The sequence below is a fragment of the Enterococcus sp. DIV2371 genome, assembly GCF_050498525.1.
Taxonomy (GTDB): domain Bacteria; phylum Bacillota; class Bacilli; order Lactobacillales; family Enterococcaceae; genus Enterococcus_B; species Enterococcus_B mangumiae.
The window spans coordinates 884,135-904,975 of sequence record NZ_JBIPAJ010000001.1 but is presented as its reverse complement, the minus strand read 5'-3'; the positions used below and the strand labels follow the sequence as shown (position 1 = coordinate 904,975).

The 20,841-nt window shown below is 38.6% G+C and carries 18 protein-coding genes and 1 tRNA gene; 3 read left to right on the top strand and 16 right to left on the bottom strand.

The genetic code is table 11. The features are described from left to right. Positions 1–55: 55 nt before the first annotated feature. The 3 genes from IGL24_RS04205 to IGL24_RS04195 form a co-directional block, all read right to left on the bottom strand. Positions 56–129 (bottom strand) — tRNA-Arg (locus IGL24_RS04205). Positions 130–415: 286 nt separating this feature from the next. Continuing rightward, positions 416–1,099, bottom strand: coding sequence for an O-methyltransferase (locus IGL24_RS04200; protein ID WP_206856625.1), 684 nt, complete (start codon positions 1,097–1,099; stop codon positions 416–418). Positions 1,100–1,178: 79 nt separating this feature from the next. Next, entirely contained in the window at positions 1,179–1,709 is a 531-nt protein-coding gene (locus IGL24_RS04195; protein WP_207115107.1) for a signal peptidase I, read from the bottom strand. A gap of 200 nt (positions 1,710–1,909) precedes the next feature. Here IGL24_RS04195 and IGL24_RS04190 point away from each other — a divergent pair, with 200 nt between their 5' ends. Then, positions 1,910–3,742, top strand: coding sequence for a hypothetical protein (locus tag IGL24_RS04190; protein ID WP_207699411.1), 1,833 nt, complete (start codon positions 1,910–1,912; stop codon positions 3,740–3,742). 78 nt (positions 3,743–3,820) lie between these two features. On the opposite strand, the gene IGL24_RS04185 is transcribed toward IGL24_RS04190, so the two are convergent. The 11 genes from IGL24_RS04185 to IGL24_RS04135 form a co-directional block, all read right to left on the bottom strand. Continuing rightward, entirely contained in the window at positions 3,821–4,825 is a 1,005-nt protein-coding gene (locus tag IGL24_RS04185) for a lipoate--protein ligase (RefSeq protein ID WP_206856614.1), read from the bottom strand. Positions 4,826–4,838: 13 nt separating this feature from the next. After that, positions 4,839–5,579, bottom strand: coding sequence for an MBL fold metallo-hydrolase (locus IGL24_RS04180; RefSeq protein WP_207115109.1), 741 nt, complete (start codon positions 5,577–5,579; stop codon positions 4,839–4,841). 61 nt (positions 5,580–5,640) lie between these two features. Continuing rightward, a complete protein-coding gene (locus IGL24_RS04175; RefSeq protein WP_206856609.1) occupies positions 5,641–6,438 on the bottom strand; it encodes a DUF975 family protein in 798 nt (265 codons plus the stop codon). Next, positions 6,438–7,520, bottom strand: a complete 1,083-nt coding sequence (locus tag IGL24_RS04170) for a M42 family metallopeptidase (RefSeq protein ID WP_429968397.1) — start codon at positions 7,518–7,520, stop codon at positions 6,438–6,440. Before IGL24_RS04170 ends, IGL24_RS04175 begins: the two co-directional genes overlap by 1 nt. Positions 7,521–7,733: 213 nt before the next feature. Continuing rightward, the gene (gene dltD, locus IGL24_RS04165; protein WP_207699410.1) at positions 7,734–8,999 is read right to left on the bottom strand and encodes a D-alanyl-lipoteichoic acid biosynthesis protein DltD; all 1,266 of its coding nucleotides are present in this window, start codon (positions 8,997–8,999) and stop codon (positions 7,734–7,736) included. Positions 9,000–9,001: 2 nt separating this feature from the next. After that, the gene (gene dltC / locus IGL24_RS04160) at positions 9,002–9,235 is read right to left on the bottom strand and encodes a D-alanine--poly(phosphoribitol) ligase subunit DltC (RefSeq protein WP_206856604.1); all 234 of its coding nucleotides are present in this window, start codon (positions 9,233–9,235) and stop codon (positions 9,002–9,004) included. A gap of 27 nt (positions 9,236–9,262) precedes the next feature. Beyond that, positions 9,263–10,468: a D-alanyl-lipoteichoic acid biosynthesis protein DltB gene (gene dltB, locus IGL24_RS04155; RefSeq protein ID WP_206856601.1), complete on the bottom strand. Its 1,206-nt coding sequence runs from the start codon at positions 10,466–10,468 to the stop codon at positions 9,263–9,265. Then, the gene (gene dltA / locus IGL24_RS04150) at positions 10,468–11,970 is read right to left on the bottom strand and encodes a D-alanine--poly(phosphoribitol) ligase subunit DltA (protein ID WP_207699409.1); all 1,503 of its coding nucleotides are present in this window, start codon (positions 11,968–11,970) and stop codon (positions 10,468–10,470) included. Before dltA ends, dltB begins: the two co-directional genes overlap by 1 nt. Positions 11,971–11,980: 10 nt before the next feature. Beyond that, positions 11,981–12,130, bottom strand: a complete 150-nt coding sequence (locus tag IGL24_RS04145) for a teichoic acid D-Ala incorporation-associated protein DltX (RefSeq protein ID WP_206856597.1) — start codon at positions 12,128–12,130, stop codon at positions 11,981–11,983. 230 nt (positions 12,131–12,360) lie between these two features. Further along, a complete protein-coding gene (locus IGL24_RS04140) occupies positions 12,361–14,421 on the bottom strand; it encodes an ABC transporter permease (protein WP_207115111.1) in 2,061 nt (686 codons plus the stop codon). Continuing rightward, positions 14,411–15,178: an ABC transporter ATP-binding protein gene (locus tag IGL24_RS04135; protein ID WP_206856594.1), complete on the bottom strand. Its 768-nt coding sequence runs from the start codon at positions 15,176–15,178 to the stop codon at positions 14,411–14,413. Before IGL24_RS04135 ends, IGL24_RS04140 begins: the two co-directional genes overlap by 11 nt. Positions 15,179–15,501: 323 nt before the next feature. Between IGL24_RS04135 and nrdD the strand changes: the two genes are divergently transcribed. After that, positions 15,502–17,691, top strand: coding sequence for an anaerobic ribonucleoside-triphosphate reductase (gene nrdD, locus IGL24_RS04130; RefSeq protein WP_206856593.1), 2,190 nt, complete (start codon positions 15,502–15,504; stop codon positions 17,689–17,691). 238 nt (positions 17,692–17,929) lie between these two features. Then, complete coding sequence (gene nrdG / locus IGL24_RS04125; protein WP_206856592.1) at positions 17,930–18,532, top strand: anaerobic ribonucleoside-triphosphate reductase activating protein; 603 nt, start codon at positions 17,930–17,932, stop codon at positions 18,530–18,532. Between the two features lie 84 nt (positions 18,533–18,616). Here nrdG and dinB read toward each other — a convergent pair whose 3' ends face one another. Together dinB and rsmI are read right to left on the bottom strand one after the other, a co-directional pair. After that, positions 18,617–19,753, bottom strand: a complete 1,137-nt coding sequence (gene dinB, locus IGL24_RS04120; RefSeq protein WP_207699415.1) for a DNA polymerase IV — start codon at positions 19,751–19,753, stop codon at positions 18,617–18,619. A 203-nt stretch (positions 19,754–19,956) separates the two neighbouring features. Beyond that, entirely contained in the window at positions 19,957–20,826 is an 870-nt protein-coding gene (rsmI, locus tag IGL24_RS04115; protein ID WP_206856591.1) for a 16S rRNA (cytidine(1402)-2'-O)-methyltransferase, read from the bottom strand. Positions 20,827–20,841 lie beyond the last annotated feature (15 nt).

The window sequence follows — 20,841 nt, the reverse complement described above, 5'->3', positions numbered from 1 at the left end:
TTGGCACAATATACAAGAAAAACCGCTAGAAACAAAAGTTTCTAACGGTTTTTTACGTCACAGGAGGGATTCGAACCCCCGACCGTCCGCTTAGAAGGCGGATGCTCTATCCAGCTGAGCTACTATGACAGCTTTAGCGGAACAAAAATAATTATAGATAAATAGACAGCTTCTGTCAATACAAAATAGTTATTTTATGAAACAAAAATTTTTATCGTACTTTATTCACATCGCCTTTACCTAAAAAAACATTTGTCATTATTAAGTTTCGGCTACGAGAGAGTAGTTCGACACCAACTATCAACATAGCGCTTGATCAATCCTTTAGGCTCCATCTGTTAAAGAAATACTATAAAAGCACCTAGGTTCGGTTACGAACGGATAGGTGCTTCACGCTTAATTACACTATATCAATTTATAAATCGATTGTTTCAGCCTCTTTCGTGATCAAAATCACACCGTCTCCCAAAGGTAATAACGTAGAGGTCAAATCTGGATGTGCCATAACTACACGTAAAAATTCATTCAATTTACGATGGATTGCTCGTTTCCCTCTCGGAATCTCTTCATCAGCTAAAAGAATCGTTCCTCCTTGGAAAATATCATCAACCATCAAGACGCCACCTTTTTTCAACACGCGTAAGCATTCTGGTAAAAATTCGATATATTTTGATTTTGCACTATCCATGAAAATAAAATCATACGGGCCAGTCAAGGTTGGCAAAATATCGGCTGCTTGCCCTTCTAATAATGTCACTTGATCGGTCAATCCTAAACGCTCATACGTCGCTTTCGCTTTTCTGATCATCACATCAAAGCGATCGATCGTTGTCACATGACCATCTTTTCCGATCACTTGTGCCATCAAACTAGATGAAAAACCAATCGCTGCTCCAATTTCAAGCACTTGTTTTGGTTTGATCTGTCCTAATAAAAACTGTAAAAATACGACTGTTTCATGAGGAATGATCGGCACTTCTGCCACATGTGCTTCCTCTTCAACTTTCCCTAATTCTCCGGTCAACTGTTTTTGTTCTGTCCGCATAAAGTCCAATAATTCTTCTTTTACAACGGGACGATGCATCATTTCATTACGCATACTTCCACTCCTCTTCCAAACATTATACGAAGAAACCTATCTTTCGACAAGAGGAAGAATCGATCGTTAAAAAATCAATCTATTGGATATCAGAAAAGAAATCAGTTTCTTTCTCTCGGCGCTTCTTCAATTCAAGGTAAGTGTGCCAAGCAGTAATTGAGGACAAGCAAACAGCAATGCCTAAGAAAACCCATTTCATCCAATTAAATGCATGCCGTGAAAACAGCAATCCGATGTAAGGAATCTTAAACACAGGTGTTCCAATAATATTGCGGTCTCGAACGGCTTCGACTTCAATCTGCGTTTTCCCATCGGCTTTCGTATAAAAATAGCGATGTTGGTCTTCAATAGCAACGACTCTTCTTGTCACAATATGTTTACCAGAATTCTCATAGTAGGTAATCACATCGCCAACTAATAACGTATCCGCCTTTCTTTTTTGTACATAGATCAAGCTTCCCTCTGAATAGGCTGCGCCCATTGCTTGATCGTCGATGATATGTGGGGTCAATCCAAATACACGAGGAAGCAACACGACACATAAAATCATTGCTAATAAAGACACTAACGTAATTGAGCTAATAAAGGTTATTTTTTTATAGATAGGCACATCGGACCTCCTTCGTAACATTTCATTAAATACATAATATAATAACAAGATATTTATTACAACATTAACACTCAAGCATTATCTTATTAAAGAAAAATAAAACTAATCAACAAAAAAATGTGTTGACGCAGATAAAAATTGACTCTAAAATAAAAAAAGTTTACTCTTGAATTAGAGTACTTACAAAAGGAGATTCGTCTATGGTTCTTTTTAATAACATTCGTAATAAAAATGCACCATTCTCTATAAAACTCAAATGGAGTATAATCATTACATTAACTACGTTATTTATAATCAGCATTACTTATTTTTTCCATTACATTTTCACTCCAGTTGACAGCAAACAAATGTCACAGATCGAAGACTCATGGGTGTATTATTCTGAGTATGATCCATATTTCCAGTTCGATAGCAGCCATATCGACTACATGCCATCGATCGATAAAAATGAACCATTTATAATGGAGACGACTCTACATAAAGATTTGGATGATGCCAATCTGTTGATCAAAGGTAATCACCAATGGCTAAGTGTTTCACTAGATGATACTCTACTCTACAGTCGATCAAAAGATAGTGAAAGAAACAACCCTGGATTATCATTATCGATCATTGATCTTCCAGAATCTTATGTTGGTAAGACATTGAAAATCGTTGTTTCCTCCCCCTACCAGAATTATTCAGGACTGACACCAAACGTTTATTTAGGAACAACCAGTCCTATGATCAGCTTTATTTTTTCACAGTCGATCCCTCAAGTCATTGCGATGATCCTGGCTTTCGTTATCGCCATCGGATTATTGATCTGGACGAGCTATATTCTCTATAGACACAAGAAATTGGATCGTTCATTATTGATTTTAAGTCTATTTTCTTTAGTTCTTGGGTTTGAATCTATTTCGGAGGATATCTTGAGTGGGGTTCTTTTTGAGCCAATCGTTCATTCGATTTTTTCTCACTTATTCGCTATTTTGACTTCTATACTGATCATTTTTTACTATCAATCAAAAATGACGAGCTACCAGAAATGGTATGGCTACTTCTGCTATTTCCAAGCATTTCTTTTTGCCAATATCATTCTTTATTCGTTATTGTCCGACTTTGAATTGCCTGAATTGATGCCATTTGCAAGTGTCGTCAGTGTGGTCAGCACTTTAGTTACTTCCATCGCAAGTATCGGAGAAGCATATAAAGAAAATCGCTTTTTCACTGTTTGTAGTCCTTGGATCGTTTTGATCGCTATTTTTCATTGTATGTTCTATATCCAAACAGCTTTAGGTATCGGGCATACGATCATCAACTGGTCCACTCTTTTATTTGCGATCATCCTGATTGTTATTGTTGCATACAACATCATGGAAAATGTCATGAAAATCGATAGTTATCATAAAGAACGGCTTTTCTTACAAACTAAAACTGATTTGATTGAAACACATTATGCGAAAATCCAAGCACAGATCCAGCAAATCGATCATGCTAAAAATGACTTTGTTGCCCGGATGGAAGCACTCAGTCAGTTGATCGATGCAGATGAACAAGATGAAGCAAAAGCTTACTTAAAGCGAATCGTACAAGAAACAAAACAATTGGATCTGTCCCTATTTCCGACAGGGCACCAACTGACAAATTTGATTCTGGCGAGATATCAAGAAGTGGCGACTAAAAAGAATATCAAAGTCGATTTCCATACACACATTCCCGCTTCGTTACCGATCCAAGATGAAGATTTCACGCAACTGCTTATTCATATTCTCGAGCACTCGTTCCGAGAGACTCAAGCCATTGAGAATCCTTTGCATCGAGAAATCTATTTATCGATCCAAGAAATCAATTCTCAAATCCAGATCCACTGTGAACACAGCATACAATATGAGAAAAATATTTTTTCAAAAGATGTGACAGAAGAATTGATGCGACAGGAGCAGTATGACTTGATGATGATCCAAACTACGCTCGATAAATACAGCAGCACCTTGATCCAAGAAAAAGATAAATGGGTCGATCGTTTAAAAATCAATATCTCTCCTAGCTAAATAAAGACCTTCAAAAGCAGTCAATAGACTGTTTTCGAAGGTCTTTATTTGATGTTTTAGATTTTATCATACCCTCATTTAGTACAAGAGCTCTAATAAGTCCTGGGCTTCGATCGCGCCAAAGTATTTTTTGATATCGATCGTTTCAACTGCTTTTTGTAAAGTAGGTTTGTCATACTTTAAGCCAGTCAATGCTTGTTCAACATCTTTGATATCTCCTAGACCAAAGAAATCGCCGAAGATTTTTACGTCATCAATGATTCCTTCTGAAACATTTAAATGTACCTCGATCGAACCAATCGAGAAGCGTTTTTGACGTGAGAAGTTGAAATCTGGTGATTTTCCGTAATTCCAGTCCCAGTTTCGATAGTATTGTTCAGAAATTTGATTGATTTTCTCCCAATCCTTTTCTGTCAATTCATACGTTTTTACTTCTTCTACCGAAGACACACCGAAGATTTTCAAAAGAATATCTTCACGGAATTCTTCCGTCGTCATTCCTTGTTTTTCTTCAGGTAAGAAAGGTTTGATATTTGTGACACGGGAACGAATGGATTTAATTCCTTTTGATTCGATCTTTTCTTTTTTGACTTTTAACGCATTCACTACTTCGTCAATATCTGAATCGAACATGATCGTTCCATGCGCAAACATTCGTCCGTTTGTAGCGTACATGGCATTTCCTGAGAACTTCAAACCATCGATGACTAAATCGTTGCGTCCTTTTAATTCCGCACCAGAAATGCCTAACTCGTGTAATGCTTGGATGATTGGTTTAGTCACCTTCGCAAAGTCCCGGAAAGAATCCCCGTCATCCGGCATGATAAAACTGAAATTCAGATTACCAAAATCATGATATACTGCGCCACCGCCGCTTAACCGACGTACCACATGGATACCATGTTCTTCCACGTACTCACGATTGATCTCTTCGATCGTATTTTGATTTCGTCCGATAATGATCGACGGTTCATTGATATAAAACAGCAAGATTGGTTCTTCTAATGGCATCTCTTGTAGTAAATATGTTTCGATTGCTAAATTTACTCTTGGATCATGGTTTTCATTTGGTACAAAAATCATTCTTCTCGTCCTCCTAGATATCGAACACTTTATCGACTTCCGCTAAAGCAACTTCGATTCCTTCTCCAGCTGCTTGTTTCGCCTCGTCCTTTAATTGTGTTAAGTCACCGAATTGTGGTAAATGTGTTAAAACCAGTTTTTTGACCTTTGCCGCTTTTGCGATTTCTCCAGATTCTTTTGAAGTAAAATGCGCCTGATGTCGTTCATTTCCTGCAAAAAGATACGTATCCGCCAAAAATAAATCAGCTTCTTCAGCAAACGGTATGAAGCTCTCCAAATAACCGGAGTCTCCTGTAAAAACAAATACTTTACCAGTTGCTCTTTCGACAATGCGCATCGCATAACATACCACTGGATGAATGGTTTCCATGAAAGTAATAGAAAAAGGACCAATTTCAAGTTCTTTTGCTGGATCGTAGGCGAATCCTTGTGAAACTCCAGGCATCGTCAATTGTTCAAAATGACTAGTATCTTTTGCGTGCCCATAGATCGGCAATATTTTTTCCTTGTCTCTTTTTGGATTCAATTGCCACTCGTATTGTAAAACGCCTAGATCTGCGATGTGATCGTGATGGTAATGGCTGATGATCACTGCATCTAAATCAAGTGGATCAAGATGATCTTCCAATTTTACAAGTGTCGTACTGCCTGCATCGATCATTAAATTAAATTGATCGGCTTGCAACAAATAACTCGTCGTTCCTTGTTTTTTGTAAGGATATGCACCTAAGCAACCTAAAACGGTTAATTTCATGACTGATTCCCCCTCAAAAACTTATGCTACCACAATTTCTTATTTTCATAAGAAAAACTGCTTATCCTAAGGAAAAATATTCCATAGGGCTTCCTTTTTCGATACGGGCTTGTTCATAAAATTCTGCAATCGACACATTGACGTAAACAATCACCCAAAGTAAACCGAAAAATAGGGCGATGAATCCGAGAATATACCAACCAATAAAGGAAAGTTGTAAAAGCAGATAGGTCCAAATACGATCCTTCAATAAAAACCAGGCATATCTCAAGCTTTGAATAACTGTCAATTTTGGATAGTCGAACTTTGTCCATGCAGCAAACTGGAATAAACCCATAACGACCGTCATCGCAAATAAAGATACGAAGAACAATAAGGTTGTAAGGACCGCAAAACTCAAATCGATCGTATAATCAGGCATGATTTGTTGAGGCGCAGTATTCCCATTAAAAAGTAGATCAACATACGTATTGAAGCCACCAATCAAAAAGCCCGGTAAAAAAATGATGCCGTTGATCAGCCAATTCACAACTGCATTGAAAAGATTGATAAGTAAAATCGGCACAAAATATTCTTTCTGAAAAACAGCAAACAACAGATTCGGTTTTGCTTGCCCACCTCTGACCACCACCAACGAGATATAATAGACCCCATAAGTGAACGCAAAGACTAACACATGCTGGAGCAAAAAATTGAAAATATTAGATTGTGTGCTACCCGTTGGGAAGAAGCCGCCAAAAATCTCTTGAAGGACGATCCCGATCACGATTGAAAGAAAGATGATCCAGGCATTGATCCCCCACTGACCTTCTAGTGATGCCCGCGCCTTTTTCCGATACTCAGATACCTTGATTTTCATTACTCATAACTCCGGATTTCTGCTACTTTTTCACTATCCAAACGTTTAACTACTTCAGTAACTAATTTCACTGTATTGAAATAATCCTCTTCATGGATGATCGATGTGTGAGAATGTAAATAACGAACTGGAACTGTGATAGCAATAGATGGCACGCCGTTACGTGACACATGCATTTGACCAGCGTCTGTCCCTCCACCTGTGATCACTGTATATTGGAAAGGAATGTCCATTTCTTCTGCCACTTGGATCACAAAATTCAATAATTTTTTATGTGGGATCATTGAAGCATCGAAAATCAAAACCTGTGGTCCTTTACCTAAAACAGAGTCTGCCTCCTTAGGTGACATACCTGGTGTATCTCCAGCAGTTCCTGTATCTAAAGCAATCGCAATATCAGGATCAACTAAATGTGTACTTGTACGAGCGCCTCTCAAGCCGACTTCTTCTTGGACATCACTACCGGCAAACAAGACATTTGGATGGCCTTCTTTGGCTAGATTTTCAAGTACACGTAGCGAAACAGCAGTTCCAATGCGATTGTCCCAGGCTTTTGCTAACAAGAATTTTCCATCATTCATTCGACGATATTCAATGTAAGGAGTGACCATATCTCCAGGACGAATGCCCCACGCTGTCGCTTCTTCTTTGCTTGTCGCACCGATATCAATAAACATATCTTTGATATCGTAAGGTTTATTTCGGGCTTCAGCTGTTAAGACATGCGGTGGTTTTGAACCAATCACTCCATGGATGATTTTTCCAGCTTGAGTCTTGATTTCTACTTGTTGTGCCAACATCACTTGACCCCACCAGCCACCAAGTGTTTGAAATTCAATAAATCCTTTATCTGTGATTTTCGTAACCATGAAACCAACTTCATCCATATGTCCTGAGATATATACTTTAGGACCGTTGCCAGAATCATGTTTTGCGATGATACTACCTAAGCCATCATAAATAATCTCGTCAGCGAACTGCTCTGCATATTTTTTGTAGACTTTTCGTACTTCTTCTTCATTTCCTGGTACACCACGCGCAGCTGTTAAATCAATCAATAATTGTTCTTCATTTTTATTCAAACGCTTTCCCTCTTTTCTATACTTAATAGTAGAATTATATCATTTTTCATTCGTTTTTGGGCAGGATATTTGTTTGATTTGTTCCGCCTTATGTTATTGATTTAACCTGTCCAGCATGCCAAAAATGACCCGTAACATCCTTTTTCTTTGGATGTTACGGGTCATAACTTGATCTTACTTACGTGAATGATACTATCGTGTTGGTATTTTGACTTATTTTTCTGGTAGCGTTTCTGGGGATTGCAATTGCCAATCCTTACTATAGAAAGCATCATCCATGTGATAGCTACTCTTCGCTTGCTTTTCTTCTAAAAATGGTTGAATGTATTGATCCGCCGTCAACCAGCCTTGCCAACCAAGATGGATCGTATCTTCCATAAAATAAGGAACACTCGCCATTTTTGTCAAATCGGCGATATGTTGGAAACCTTGTTCCTTTAATTGATACTTGATTTTTTTCGCAAATCCTTGCAACATCTCTTGCGACAAGCCAGTATACTCACTCCACTTTTCATTCACTGGTGGAAGAATGAATAGGGCTTCCGCTTGTTCATTCGCTAATTGTTGCAACAATAATTGGAAATCAGAATACTCTTTGGAAAAACGATAATCCCAATCTTTTTGCGAATCTTTCAACTCATTTAAATGGTTTTTGATCCGAGTAGTATAGAACTCGTTTTTTAGGGCAAAAGGATTATTTTTCGTTTCGCTGGAACCAATCTGCGTCGCGAGTTTTGCCAATTGCTCTTTTTCATAACTCGCAGGTAATGGTTTTGTTGCTTGATTGATCCGGTTTTGTTTGTCTGTCAAACCAATACCACTAAACAATTCATCCTCACGTTTCAAGATATTCCATTTGTCTTCTAACTCTGCTAGCTCTTTATCTCCTGGTGTGAGTCCTTTTTTCACTGTATTTAAAATTCGTGCGATTTCCTCATCATCAGAAACGATCGAAAAACTTAATAATCGTCTGGCCAAGTAACGATCTGTAGGTGTGACTTTTTTTATTGAGAACAACCAATCCAATGTCTGTAACTCCGAATAATGTGTACTGAAATAGTCTTCCTTCACACCTTCTTTTACGAACCATTGAGGCGACACGACCACCACGACTTTTTTATTCTTAAGTTCCTTACTGGCTGAGCGCATCATCATGAATTGGCTCAGTGATTGCGTTCCAGGCGCACCTAATAAAAATGGCTCGTAGCTTCGTTCATATTTTTGGGCTAATACTGAAGGATGAAAAGGACTGATTCGACTCAGTTCACTCGATCCAAGAAAAGGGACATACTGCTTCTCAGCAAAAGCTGTGTTTTTGATTATGTCCCCTCGCAACACATTATCTGACATCGAACTGGCTGCTTTATGGATGATTTCCGGATCAGATACATTCACGCGATAAGATGAGGTGAAAAATACCGCAATCAATAGAAATGCCAGTATCACAGGTCCAAAAATCACAAACAGCTTTTTCTTCATCTCTATCCCTTCAATTCGTTGACTTGGTCAATGATTTTATTTGGTGTTGCCCATTCTTCTCGATCGAATTCTGATACAGGAATCTGAACATCAAGTTGGCCATCAAGCTCCACTAATAATTGGACGGAGCCTAGCGAATCTAATAAACCTTCCCCAAATAGATCCATTTCTTTGTTTTCTTTCACTTCATCTGTCCCTGTAATTTCTGCTAAAATCGTTAAAACTTGTTCTTCCATGTCTATTCTCTCCTTTGAGTTAATTATTTACTTGAAAAATAGTTGATTTAAAAATCCTGAAAAAATCAATAAACTAACACATACTGCTTGAAATGTCATAAAAACAGAAAATGCGTGAGTAAAACGATTCGAAGGAAGTTTCTTCTTCCGTTTTTTCTTATAGCGAATCCATGCATCTGTCAAACAAATCAATGTCGCATGATAAATGCCATACAAAATGTAGTACCATGTCAAACCATGCCAGACACCCATCAGTAGAAACAAGGCAAAGTAACCGATATTGGACGTCACGATCTTGCTCTTGAACCATTTTTTCTTCATCAAGAAGAACATCAACCGCATATAAACGTAATCTCTAAACCAGAAGGATAACGACATATGCCATCGATTCCAGAACTCTTTGATGTTCCAAGCTAAAAATGGTTTGTTGAAGTTGATTGGTGTATCGTACCCCATCAAATAGCTTGTGCCGACCGCAAAGAAACTATAACCGGCAAAATCAAAAAATAGATACAAACTATATACGTACATGTAGCCGAGTAACGACCAGGAGATCCCGCCATGAGCTAAGGCTCCTTTTGATACGATTGGTAACAATACCTGTCCAAGATAGTAACCGATGATGAATTTGTATAAGAAGCCCATAAACAAATGGTGGACTCCTTTCTCCAACAACTCCAGATATCGTTCTTTTGTTGGTGGTTGCACTTGGTCTTTCTCAAATCTTCGATAACGATCAATCGGTCCTGAAGAAATAGTTGGGAAAAATAATAAGAACTGGATATAACGATACGGATGATAGGTCTTGATCATGCCGTCTCTTATTTCCATGATCATTTGTACCGATTTAAATGTTAAATAAGAAATCCCTAAAAAAATAAACAGAGATTCTTTACCTGATAAGACAAACGGTGTGATCTTTGTGATCACTAAAGGTAAAATTGCGAGAACTACCGCCAAATAAAACCAAATACCTTGATTACTTTTTTTTCGATAAGTGAAATAGCACCAGACAAGTATCGATTGCCAGACTACATAGCCAATCAAGGCAAGTCCTTGTTGCCAATACGTTCCTCCAAAACTGATGAATAAGAAAAAGCAAGTTACGACGGCTTGATAAATCGTTAAACGTTTCTGAAAAAATAGCAAAGAAAAAATGATTGGTGCTAACGCGAAACCCAACATGAGAAAGTAATACGGCTCCGCATAAGGAATCATATGTGGGAGATTCATCACCTATTCACCTCAGCAGTCAGTGCTTTACGGTCGATCTTGCCGTTGTTCGTTTGGGGCAATTGGTCAATAAAAATCACTCTTTGCGGAATCATATAATCCATCAAAAAGTCCGATAATCCTTGCTTGATCGAACGAGCCAATTGATAGTTGGCATCTGGAGTCTCTTCATTTAGCACAACAAACGCCACTAATTGTTGGACTTTTGACCCTTGATATTTAGGAACAACGATTGCTTGATTGATCCGCTCATCCTTTAGCAACGCATGCTCAATATCTCCCAACTCAATGCGATACCCGTGCAATTTTACCTGTTGATCGATTCTTCCTTCAATAAAAAGTAAGCCATCCTCTGCTAGATAACCTGCATCGCCAGTTCGATAGCTTTGCCGCCCACCTGTTGTTTGAAAGAACACTTCTTTCGTTTTTTCTGGATTATTCAAATAGCCTTTTGAAACACTAGGTCCGGTTATCAAAATCTCCCCACGATCGCCTTCTCCTTTTTTCAAAATCGAGACAGCCGTATCTGATTTGACATAGCCGATCGGTAACCGTTCGTAGCGAGCCAATATCTCCTTGGTGATCAATACACTAGAAATCGCCACGGTTGCTTCTGTCGGTCCATACGTATTGTAAATATCAGCTAAAGGGAAACGATCTACTAATGCTTGCGCAGTTTTCTTCGTCAATTCTTCTCCACAGAAAATAAATGTAGACAGTTCTGGCAAATGTGTCGCATCGAATGCTGGGTCCATCAAACACATATCGACAAAGGAAGGGGTTGATACCCAAACATTCAGTTCTAGTTGTGGTAAAACTGTAAATAGTTTTTGAAAATCTTGAACGATTTCCTTAGATAAAGGACTGATGATCCCACCAGAAACCAATGCCGGATATAACGTGAATACCGAGAGATCAAAAGAAAAAGGTGCTTGTGCTAAAAAACGTTCCCCTTCTTTGATGGGAAAATCCGTCAAGACCCAATCCACGAAGCTGACTAAATTATCGTGACTGATCTGTACGCCTTTTGGTTCGCCTGTCGTACCGGAAGTAAAAATCAGATAGAAATTTTCATTCTCTTTTACCGGCTGCTCAAATGGATATTCGACCATCAACGTAATGATTGAATGTAAACAATCTTTATGAATGACTGGTATCTCTGTCTCAATCTCCCAATCATTTAAACTAATGATCATACTAGGTTCAGCCACTCTTAAAATGGCTTCGATCCGCTCCTTCGGTGTTTGGGCATCAATTGGTAAATACGCATGTCCTGCTTTTGATGCACCTAAAAAAGCCACGACCATCTCAAACTCCAGATTGCCAAACACCACGATCGGGCCTTTCTCCAGCAATCGTTTTTCTAAGTAATAACCTAATGCGTCCGAGGACTGCTTCAGCTCTTTATATGTGTAATTTTTTTCTGATGTCTGATACGCGATTCTCTCCGGGTCTGATACTCCCCAAAAATCGATCGCTGCCACGATTCCTTTTTTCTTCATCGTTTCCCTCCTAGAATTCGTTATATATAAAAGTTCCACCTTGGATATTTTTGTAATGATACAAATAAATGAGTACCAATAGTATTGCAGAATAGACAAGGGTCCGAAATATAAATGTTCGCCAATATCGAACGTGCGGTCGCTGCCACCATTGTTTCATCTTTTTTTCCTCCTAATCAAATCCTTAGTCAAATTCTACTCATCCATGTGAAAAAAATACATCTGTTTTACTAACAGAATGCGCTTTATAGCTAACAGTTTTGTCACTAACAAGCAATTGCGCAAAAATAACCAATAGAAAAAGTGAGCCATACGAAAATCATTTCGTATCTCTCACTTTTTAAGTTGAATAGTTATTGTCTCCACTAGATGTGCTTTTGATGGTTCTTCTTATTCCTCAATGATCCGACAATATAAGCGACTCGTCACCACGTAAAAGAGCAGATAAATGACGATCAATACGCCACTGACAAAATATGCCAACCAATAATCTGCCCCTTCGACATATTGGGAAAACACGTTAATCGCAAAAACTGCATGTGTGATCCCTAAGATCATCGGCGGAAAGAACATCAATGCATTTTGTTCATAGATCATCCGATTGGTTTTGCGCTGAGCAATACCTAATTTTGTCAACAACTGATAATTACTACGTTCCGTTTCAGCCTCCGATAATTGCCGAACCATTAAAATACTACCAGTAGTGACGATCACGATCATCCCTACAAACAAGGCGACAAAAATATTGATGCCAATTTGGCGATCGATTGCACGCAATCTAGGATAGCGCGCATTATAATTCAAGCGTGAGGACTGACCAGTCAATTTCGTTTCTGAATACACACTAGCCTCAGCTTTAGAAGGGTCCGCGTGAATGTTTCCAATCAACCCTTGATCAGTGATCTCGTAACTATAATAGATCGTATGTGTCCAATTGGTCGGCAATTCCTCATTGATTCGATCAATGACTTCTTCTTCGTTCCCACCAGTCACATTCCAGTTGATGATCTGATATTCTAATCCATCGACACGTTCAAAGATTTCCTGATCAACGACTAAGGTCGGTCCATAATAGGTCATGCTTTCATCTCCTAAAAATCCAGGAAGTACTTGTTGGATCACTAATTCCTGCTGATCAGGTAGATGGATCTTTTTCCCATAACTGGAAAAATTGCGAAACATTGATTCGACTGCATCTAACATAACAGCATGATCAGTTTCTGTTAATTTGATCTCTGGCAAATTAGGTTTTAGTTCACGAAAAGCCTGATATTCATTTTCTGAGATCAAATTCACCGGTTTGATTTCATTACCCGCAGAGAACGAACCAATATTCATGTCATAATAGCTACCTACTACTTTGTAATGAAAGACGATTTCGTCTGTGATTTTTTGATTTTCTTCTCCTAAAATCGGTCGAAGCTTACTAGCTATTTGAGTATCCAATTGGTAAGCAACAGGCGTCGCGATTTGTTCACCGTGAGCAATAAGTGTTGATATACCCGTCATCCCACCGATCATGGCCAATGATAAACCGATAACTAAAGTGATCAGAGAATTCATGCGCCAATTTTTTAGCTGGTGGATCTGTGTGTTCCCGATCAATAAAAAATTAGTTCCTTTATACTTGAATTTCGATTCACTCAATAAATGGAACAATAACCGAAAAGAATAGCAAAAGAACAGGTACGTACCTAGCAAACAGACAAATAGGATCGAAAATGGAAAAGCGATGATCAATCCGAGACTGACTCTTGTTTCATATAACCGGGTCAATACTTCTCTAAAATTCAATGCAGCGAAATAACTACTAGAGATCATCAATAGACCAACGACCCCTAATAAACGATGCCTTGTCCGTATACGCATCATCGAACTTTCGACTTGTTCTTTCTCCCCAAAGCTGCGAGTCATTGGATAACTCCAGATCTTCCATAACGAATAAAGGGAGACCGCTGCAAGAATGACGAAAAAGACAACGACAGTTTCAACGATCGAAGGAATAGAAACAAAAAAGCGACTCGTGATGTCCATCTTCATCATTCGTACTAAAATCATTTGGAACAATTTTGAGAAAATACTGCCTAACAATATCCCTAAGGCACAAGCAAAAAAACCAATGATCATCGTTTCCAACACATAAATCGATGAGATCTGAAACTTATTGATCCCAAACAATTGATAGATACCTATTTCTTTTTGCCTTCGGTTGAGAAAAAAACGATTCGCACTGAGAACGAAAAAGAGCAAAACAACAGTAATGATCCAGCTACCTAGATTCAAGGTATTATCAATAGAAACATCTTGACTCGCCCGGCGGATCAATGATTGGTCATAGGTCATTGCACTAAAGGAATAATAGATCATCGTTGATAAGGTCAAACTAAAGAAATACACAAGGTAGCCTCTTGACTGTTTTAGAAAACTCTTTGCGGCTAATTTATAAAGCATTGATTTTACCGCCTCCTCCAATCGTCGCCTGCATGTCGATGACCTTTTCAAAAAATTCTTTTCTTGTTCCTCGACGGATGACTTCTGAAAAAATCACCCCATCTTTGATGAATAAAATCCGATTGCAGTAACTAGCGGTATAAGGATCATGCGTAACTAACAGGATCGTTGTTTTTTCTACTTCATTGATCGTTTTCAAGTAATTCAGCAATTCTGTCGCTGATTTTGAATCCAAAGCCCCAGTTGGTTCATCCGCAAAAATCACCTCTGGTTTCACCACTAAAGCTCTTGCTGCCGCAATCCGTTGTCTTTGTCCGACTGACATTTCATCCGGATAACGCTTCATTAATTCTTCGATCCCCAAAAGTTGCGCAACATGTAATACTCTACGTTCCATTTCATTTTTTGCTATGTTCTCAACAGCTAAAGGAAGCAAAATATTATCTTTACCGTTCAAAGTATCGATGAGATTGAATGATTGAAAGATAAACCCAATTTTTTTACGTCTAAAATCACTTAGTTCATGTTTTTTCATTTTAGTGAGTTCATTCCCTTGGATCAACACACTTCCCATCGTTGGCAGATTAATCGTTGATAATATATTCATCAAGGTCGTTTTTCCAGCACCACTTGGTCCCATGATCCCAATAAACTCTCCCTCTTCAACTGAAAAAGAAATATTATCCAACACTTTGACTGGTGTTTTACTACTTCCATAACTTTTACTTAGATGTTTTACTTCGATTATTTTATTCATCATTTTGTCCTCCACCATTATCCTTAATTGAATAGTAGCATATCCTTCCATTTTTTTCCCTTTTGATTTTGTCACCTCATCACACACGAAAATTACCTTTGAAATTTTTTTATTCAATTTTTTTATTCAAAAAAAAATAATTCGTATTTTTCAAAAGCTGATACCGTACGTTTTCACTTTTTTTCACAAGATAATATACACCATATATAGTATACTCATTCAATTATGCAGTGATAAAACACTATATGTAGCAGATAATCAGTTGCTCCTTTCTTCAATTTGTTTTATGATAGACAAGAACTATTTTGTAGGAGCTGAAGAAAATGAAACGAACAGATCAAGAAATGGCTGTACTCGAAAAACAGCCTGAAACAAAACAAATGACTGTCATCAAACGTGATGGACGCGAGGTACCTTTTGATGAGCAGAAAATAAATGCCGCACTGATCAAAGCAGAAAAGAAAATTCATGGTTCCTTATCTCCTATTACGTATGAAAAGATCCAATCCATCGCTGAACTTGTGATCAAAGAAATCAAAGATCGCTTCGCACATAACGTAAAAATCTACGAGATCCAAAACATCGTGGAACATATCTTGCTAGAAAAAAACGAATATGCCTTAGCAGAAGAATATATCAACTATCGAACAAAACGCGATTTTGCTCGCAGCAAGGCGACAGATATCAACTTTTCAATCGAGAAACTGATCAATAAGGATCAAAGTGTTGTCAATGAAAATGCGAATAAAGACAGCAATGTTTTCAATACACAGCGTGACTTGACTGCTGGGATCGTAGGGAAATCAATCGGATTAAAACTACTCCCACCACATATTGCAAATGCGCATCAAAAAGGCGATATCCATTATCACGATCTGGATTATCATCCATATACTCCGATGACAAACTGCTGTTTGATCGACTTCAAAGGGATGTTGAACAATGGGTTTAAAATCGGTAATGCTGAAGTTGAATCACCAAAATCGATCCAAACAGCAACTGCCCAGATCTCACAGATCATTGCAAATGTTGCATCTAGCCAATATGGTGGTTGCTCTGCCGATCGAACAGATGAATTACTTGCTCCTTTTGCAGAATTAAATTATAAAAAGCATCTGAGCGAAGCCAAAGAATGGATCGAAACATCAGAACGTCAAGAAGCATACGCAAAAGCAAAAACGAAAAAAGATATTTTTGATGCGATGCAAAGTTTGGAATATGAGATCAATACGCTATTCACTTCAAACGGACAAACCCCTTTTACTTCACTTGGCTTCGGTCTAGGTGAAAACTGGTTTGAACGAGAAATCCAAAAAGCAATTTTACAAATTCGAATCAACGGACTCGGCAGTGAAAAAAGAACGGCGATCTTCCCTAAATTGATATTTACGCTAAAAGATGGCATCAATTTGAAACCGACTGATCCAAACTATGACATCAAACAACTCGCATTAGAGTGTGCCACAAAAAGAATGTATCCAGATATTCTAAATTATGACAAGATCGTTGAATTGACTGGCAGCTTCAAAGTGCCAATGGGCTGTCGTTCCTTCTTACAAGGATGGAAAGACGAAAATGGCGAAGAAGTGAATGTAGGACGAATGAACCTAGGTGTCGTTACATTGAACTTACCACGGATCGCTTTAGAAGCAAATGGCGACCAAGAAAAATTCTGGCAATTACTGTCAGATCGTTTATCGATCATGAAAGATGCCTTAGTTTATCGTGTTGAGCGCTGTAAAGAAGCCATCCCTGCTAACGCTCCGATCCTTTATATGTATGGTGCATTTGGCAAACGATTATCTCGGACAGACGCTGTAGACGAATTATTCAAAAATCGTCGTGCAACAGTTTCAATGGGCTACATCGGACTTTATGAAGTTGCTGCTTCTTTCTTTGGCGGTGAGTGGGAAAACAATGCCGAAGCCAAAAACTTCACTCTTGATATCGTGAAAAAACTCAAAGAAAAAGCAGATGATTGGGGCAATGAATACGGTTATCACTTCAGCGTGTACTCTACGCCAAGTGAAAGTTTGACCGATCGTTTTTGTCGATTAGATACCGAAAAATTCGGACTCGTTGAAAATATCACTGACAAAGAATACTACACAAATAGTTTCCATTATGATGTGCGTAAAAATCCAACACCATTTGAAAAACTTGAGTTTGAAAAAGACTATCCAAAATACTGTTCAGGCGGCTTTATCCATTACTGTGAATACCCAGTCTTACAACAAAATCCTAAAGCGTTAGAAGCTGTTTGGGACTTTGCCTATGATAAAGTCGGCTACTTAGGTACCAATACACCAATCGATCATTGTTACCAATGTGGTTTTGAAGGAGATTTCCAACCAACAGAACGCGGTTTTGAATGCCCAGAATGCGGCAATCACGATCCAAAATCATGTGACGTAGTCAAACGAACATGTGGCTACTTAGGAAACCCACAAGCCCGCCCAATGGTCCACGGCAGACACAAAGAAATCTCGTCACGCGTCAAACATATGAAGTAAGGTTGTGAAAGAAGCGTTCAGCACTGAGTAATAAGACAGAAAAATCAAAAATGGCTTTTTCATTTTAGATTTTTTTGACTTATTACCGAAGTGTTGCTTCTTGAACACCGTCGATAAGGTTGTGAAAGAAGCGTTCAGCACTGAGTAATAAGACTAGCATGTCCGATTTTCTTACACTCTCTACGACCTTAAAGAACCTTTATAACGAATACCATTTTATAATGAAAGAAGTTTTACTATGAGAAATCCTAAACCAAAAGAATGGCTGGCCCAAGATTATAGTCATGACTATATCGCCGATTATAAACCGTTCAACTTTGTGGATGGCGAAGGTGTTCGTAACAGTTTGTATGTCAGTGGCTGTTTATTTGCTTGTGAAGGTTGTTTTAATAAAGCTGCTCAGAATTTCCGTTACGGCAAACCATTCACTACAGAATTAGAAGAACAGATCATGGCCGATCTGCGCAATGATTATGTACAAGGATTGACCCTCTTGGGCGGTGAACCTTTTTTGAATACAAATGTTTGTCTACGTATAGTCGATCGGATTCGCCAAGAATTCGGTCATCGCAAAGATATCTGGTCATGGACCGGCTATACATTTGATGAATTATTACAGGATTCTGAAGATAAACTTGAACTGCTCTCGAAAATCGACATTTTAGTCGATGGTCGTTTCGAATGGTCAAAACGAGATTTCAAATTGCAATTTCGTGGAAGCAGTAATCAGCGAATCATTGACGTCCAACGATCACTCGCTGAAAAACAAGTAGTCATCTGGGACAAATGTACAGATGCGACACAAACGTATGAACAAATAAAAAAACAAGAGTTGATTTAAACATACTCTATTGCTTTCTATAAATAGCGAATGCCCCAACTAAGCCTAAAATACACTTTTATTTTGGCTTAGCTGGGGCATTTCCTATTCTATTTCAGATTCCATATCATTCGTTTCCCACAAAGGTAAAACAATATTCTCATACGTCATCGGGTCTAAATTCGTTAACGTGATACCTAGTAAACGAATCCCCTTTTCGATTCCTAAGATCTCTTCCCATATCAAGCTTGCTTGATAAAACAGCGCTTCTTTTTTATAAACATATTCTGGCAATGTCACTCGTTTCGTTACCGTGGAATAATCAGTGTAGCGTACCTTCAAAACAACCGTTTTTCCATGCTTCTGGACACGTCTTAACGAGGCTTCGACTTTCTCAGCTAACTGCCTCAACTGCCCGAGAACTTCCTCTTCTGTTCGTAATGGTTGTCCATACGTATGCTCTTTCCCCACTGACTTACGCTCTCTTGTGACGTTGACTGGTGAATCATGGATACCTCTCACTTTTCGATACAATGAATACCCCATTTTACCGAACTGTTGGATCAACATCATTTCGCTGCATTTATAAAGGTCTTCCCCTGTAAAGATACCTAATTCGTGCATTTTAGGGACCGTTTTTTTGCCAACACCATGAAATTTTTCGATTGGTAAAGCTTTTAAAAAATCTATCGCTTCTTCGGGGGTAACAACTGTCATGCCTTTAGGTTTTTGAAAATCTGAGGCAAGCTTCGCTAGAAATTTATTGTAACTGACACCAGCAGAACAAGTCAGATGGACGGTTTGCCAAATATCAAGTTGGATCATGCGAGCAATCTTGATCGCCGATTTACAATCGATTTTATTATTCGTGACATCTAAATAGGCTTCATCAATACTTACCGGCTCGACCAAGTCCGTGTAGCGATAAAAAATCTCTCTGACTTCTTTTGATATCTCACTATATTTTTGATGATCTCCAGGTTTGAAGATCGCATTTGGACAAAGCTCGTAGGCTTTTTGGGCACTCATAGCAGAATGGATACCGTACTTACGTGCTTCATAGTTGGCCGTGGTCACCACACCACGCCCACCTGTGTCGCTGGGATGTCTGGCGATCACTAATGGTTTCCCACGAAGCTCAGGATGATCTCGTTCTTCAACGGACGCGAAAAAAGCATCCATATCGATATGAATGATTTTTCTAGACGTATCATTATGTAAAGGAAACTGTAGCTCCATCAGACTCACCCCACTTCATTATACACGAACCTTTGTTCCCTTTCAAGTGAGGTGGTACTTCTGTAACTAACTATGTCTATCTTACTCTGTTTATTTTCTGAGAACAAAAAAGACTATTCAAAAGGTATCTGGAATAGAAGTAACCTCTTCGAAGAAACACTTCTGTCCCAACCTCAAACTTTTGAACAATCTTTTTCGCTAAATTTCTACTCATCTAGTTCATGGAACTGACGATAAACTTCTTGTTTCTTGATCCCATTTTTTACTGCGATCGTTTTGATTGCCGCATTCGGCTTTTCACCTTGATCAATCAATTGTTGAACTTGCTCTTTCAACGTACCTTGAAGTTGTTCAGTCGGTGCAATTTCTTCATTGCTTCCTTCAACGAGTAAACAACATTCTCCTTTGATCGGCTGATTTTCTAAATAAGCCAGTAATTCTTCGATGTCTCCACGTAAGTATTCTTCGTGGATCTTCGTCAATTCACGACAAAGCACAACTTGACGATTACCGAATACTTCTAACATATTAGTTAATGTTGCGGCTACTCGATAAGGTGATTCGTAAAAAATCAAGGTTGCTTTTTGAGCGCCAAGAGAGGTCAGTACCTCTTGCTGTTCCTTTTTCTTTCTAGGAAGAAAACCATAGAATAAAAATGGTTGTGGCACCAGTCCTGAAGCAATCAATGCAGTTATTCCCGCTGTCGGTCCTGGTAACGCAACGACTGGAATATCTTCCTTGATACAAGCAACAACCAGCTCATGTCCCGGGTCACTGATTGACGGCATTCCCGCATCACTTACTTGTGCAATCGTTTTGCCTTCTTTTAACCAGTCGATCAATTGTGGAATACGTTCCTTATAATTATGTTCATGCAAACTTTTTTGAGGTGTTGAGACCTCGAAATGGTTCAACAGTTTTTGTGTATTGCGTGTATCCTCACTCGCGATCATATCAGCTTCCTGTAATGTTCGCACACTACGGACGCTCATATCCTCTAAGTTCCCGATCGGTGTAGGAACGAGATAAAGCGTTCCAACTACATGATTCCCTTTAAAACTCTTTTGATTATGCATATGATTCTCCTTATT

Excerpts from the sequence above, each read along its gene's own strand:
- IGL24_RS04200 (WP_206856625.1), bottom strand. The coding sequence starts at position 1,099 with ATGCGTAATGAAATGATGCATCGTCCCGTTGTAAAAGAAGAATTATTG.
- IGL24_RS04190 (WP_207699411.1), top strand. The coding sequence starts at position 1,910 with ATGGTTCTTTTTAATAACATTCGTAATAAAAATGCACCATTCTCTATA.
- IGL24_RS04185 (WP_206856614.1), bottom strand. The coding sequence starts at position 4,825 with ATGATTTTTGTACCAAATGAAAACCATGATCCAAGAGTAAATTTAGCA.
- IGL24_RS04180 (WP_207115109.1), bottom strand. The coding sequence starts at position 5,579 with ATGAAATTAACCGTTTTAGGTTGCTTAGGTGCATATCCTTACAAAAAA.
- IGL24_RS04175 (WP_206856609.1), bottom strand. The coding sequence starts at position 6,438 with ATGAAAATCAAGGTATCTGAGTATCGGAAAAAGGCGCGGGCATCACTA.
- dltD (WP_207699410.1), bottom strand. The coding sequence starts at position 8,999 with ATGAAGAAAAAGCTGTTTGTGATTTTTGGACCTGTGATACTGGCATTT.
- dltC (WP_206856604.1), bottom strand. The coding sequence starts at position 9,235 with ATGGAAGAACAAGTTTTAACGATTTTAGCAGAAATTACAGGGACAGAT.
- dltB (WP_206856601.1), bottom strand. The coding sequence starts at position 10,468 with ATGAATCTCCCACATATGATTCCTTATGCGGAGCCGTATTACTTTCTC.
- dltA (WP_207699409.1), bottom strand. The coding sequence starts at position 11,970 with ATGAAGAAAAAAGGAATCGTGGCAGCGATCGATTTTTGGGGAGTATCA.
- IGL24_RS04145 (WP_206856597.1), bottom strand. The coding sequence starts at position 12,130 with ATGAAACAATGGTGGCAGCGACCGCACGTTCGATATTGGCGAACATTT.
- IGL24_RS04140 (WP_207115111.1), bottom strand. The coding sequence starts at position 14,421 with ATGCTTTATAAATTAGCCGCAAAGAGTTTTCTAAAACAGTCAAGAGGC.
- IGL24_RS04135 (WP_206856594.1), bottom strand. The coding sequence starts at position 15,178 with ATGAATAAAATAATCGAAGTAAAACATCTAAGTAAAAGTTATGGAAGT.
- nrdD (WP_206856593.1), top strand. The coding sequence starts at position 15,502 with ATGAAACGAACAGATCAAGAAATGGCTGTACTCGAAAAACAGCCTGAA.
- nrdG (WP_206856592.1), top strand. The coding sequence starts at position 17,930 with ATGAGAAATCCTAAACCAAAAGAATGGCTGGCCCAAGATTATAGTCAT.
- rsmI (WP_206856591.1), bottom strand. The coding sequence starts at position 20,826 with ATGCATAATCAAAAGAGTTTTAAAGGGAATCATGTAGTTGGAACGCTT.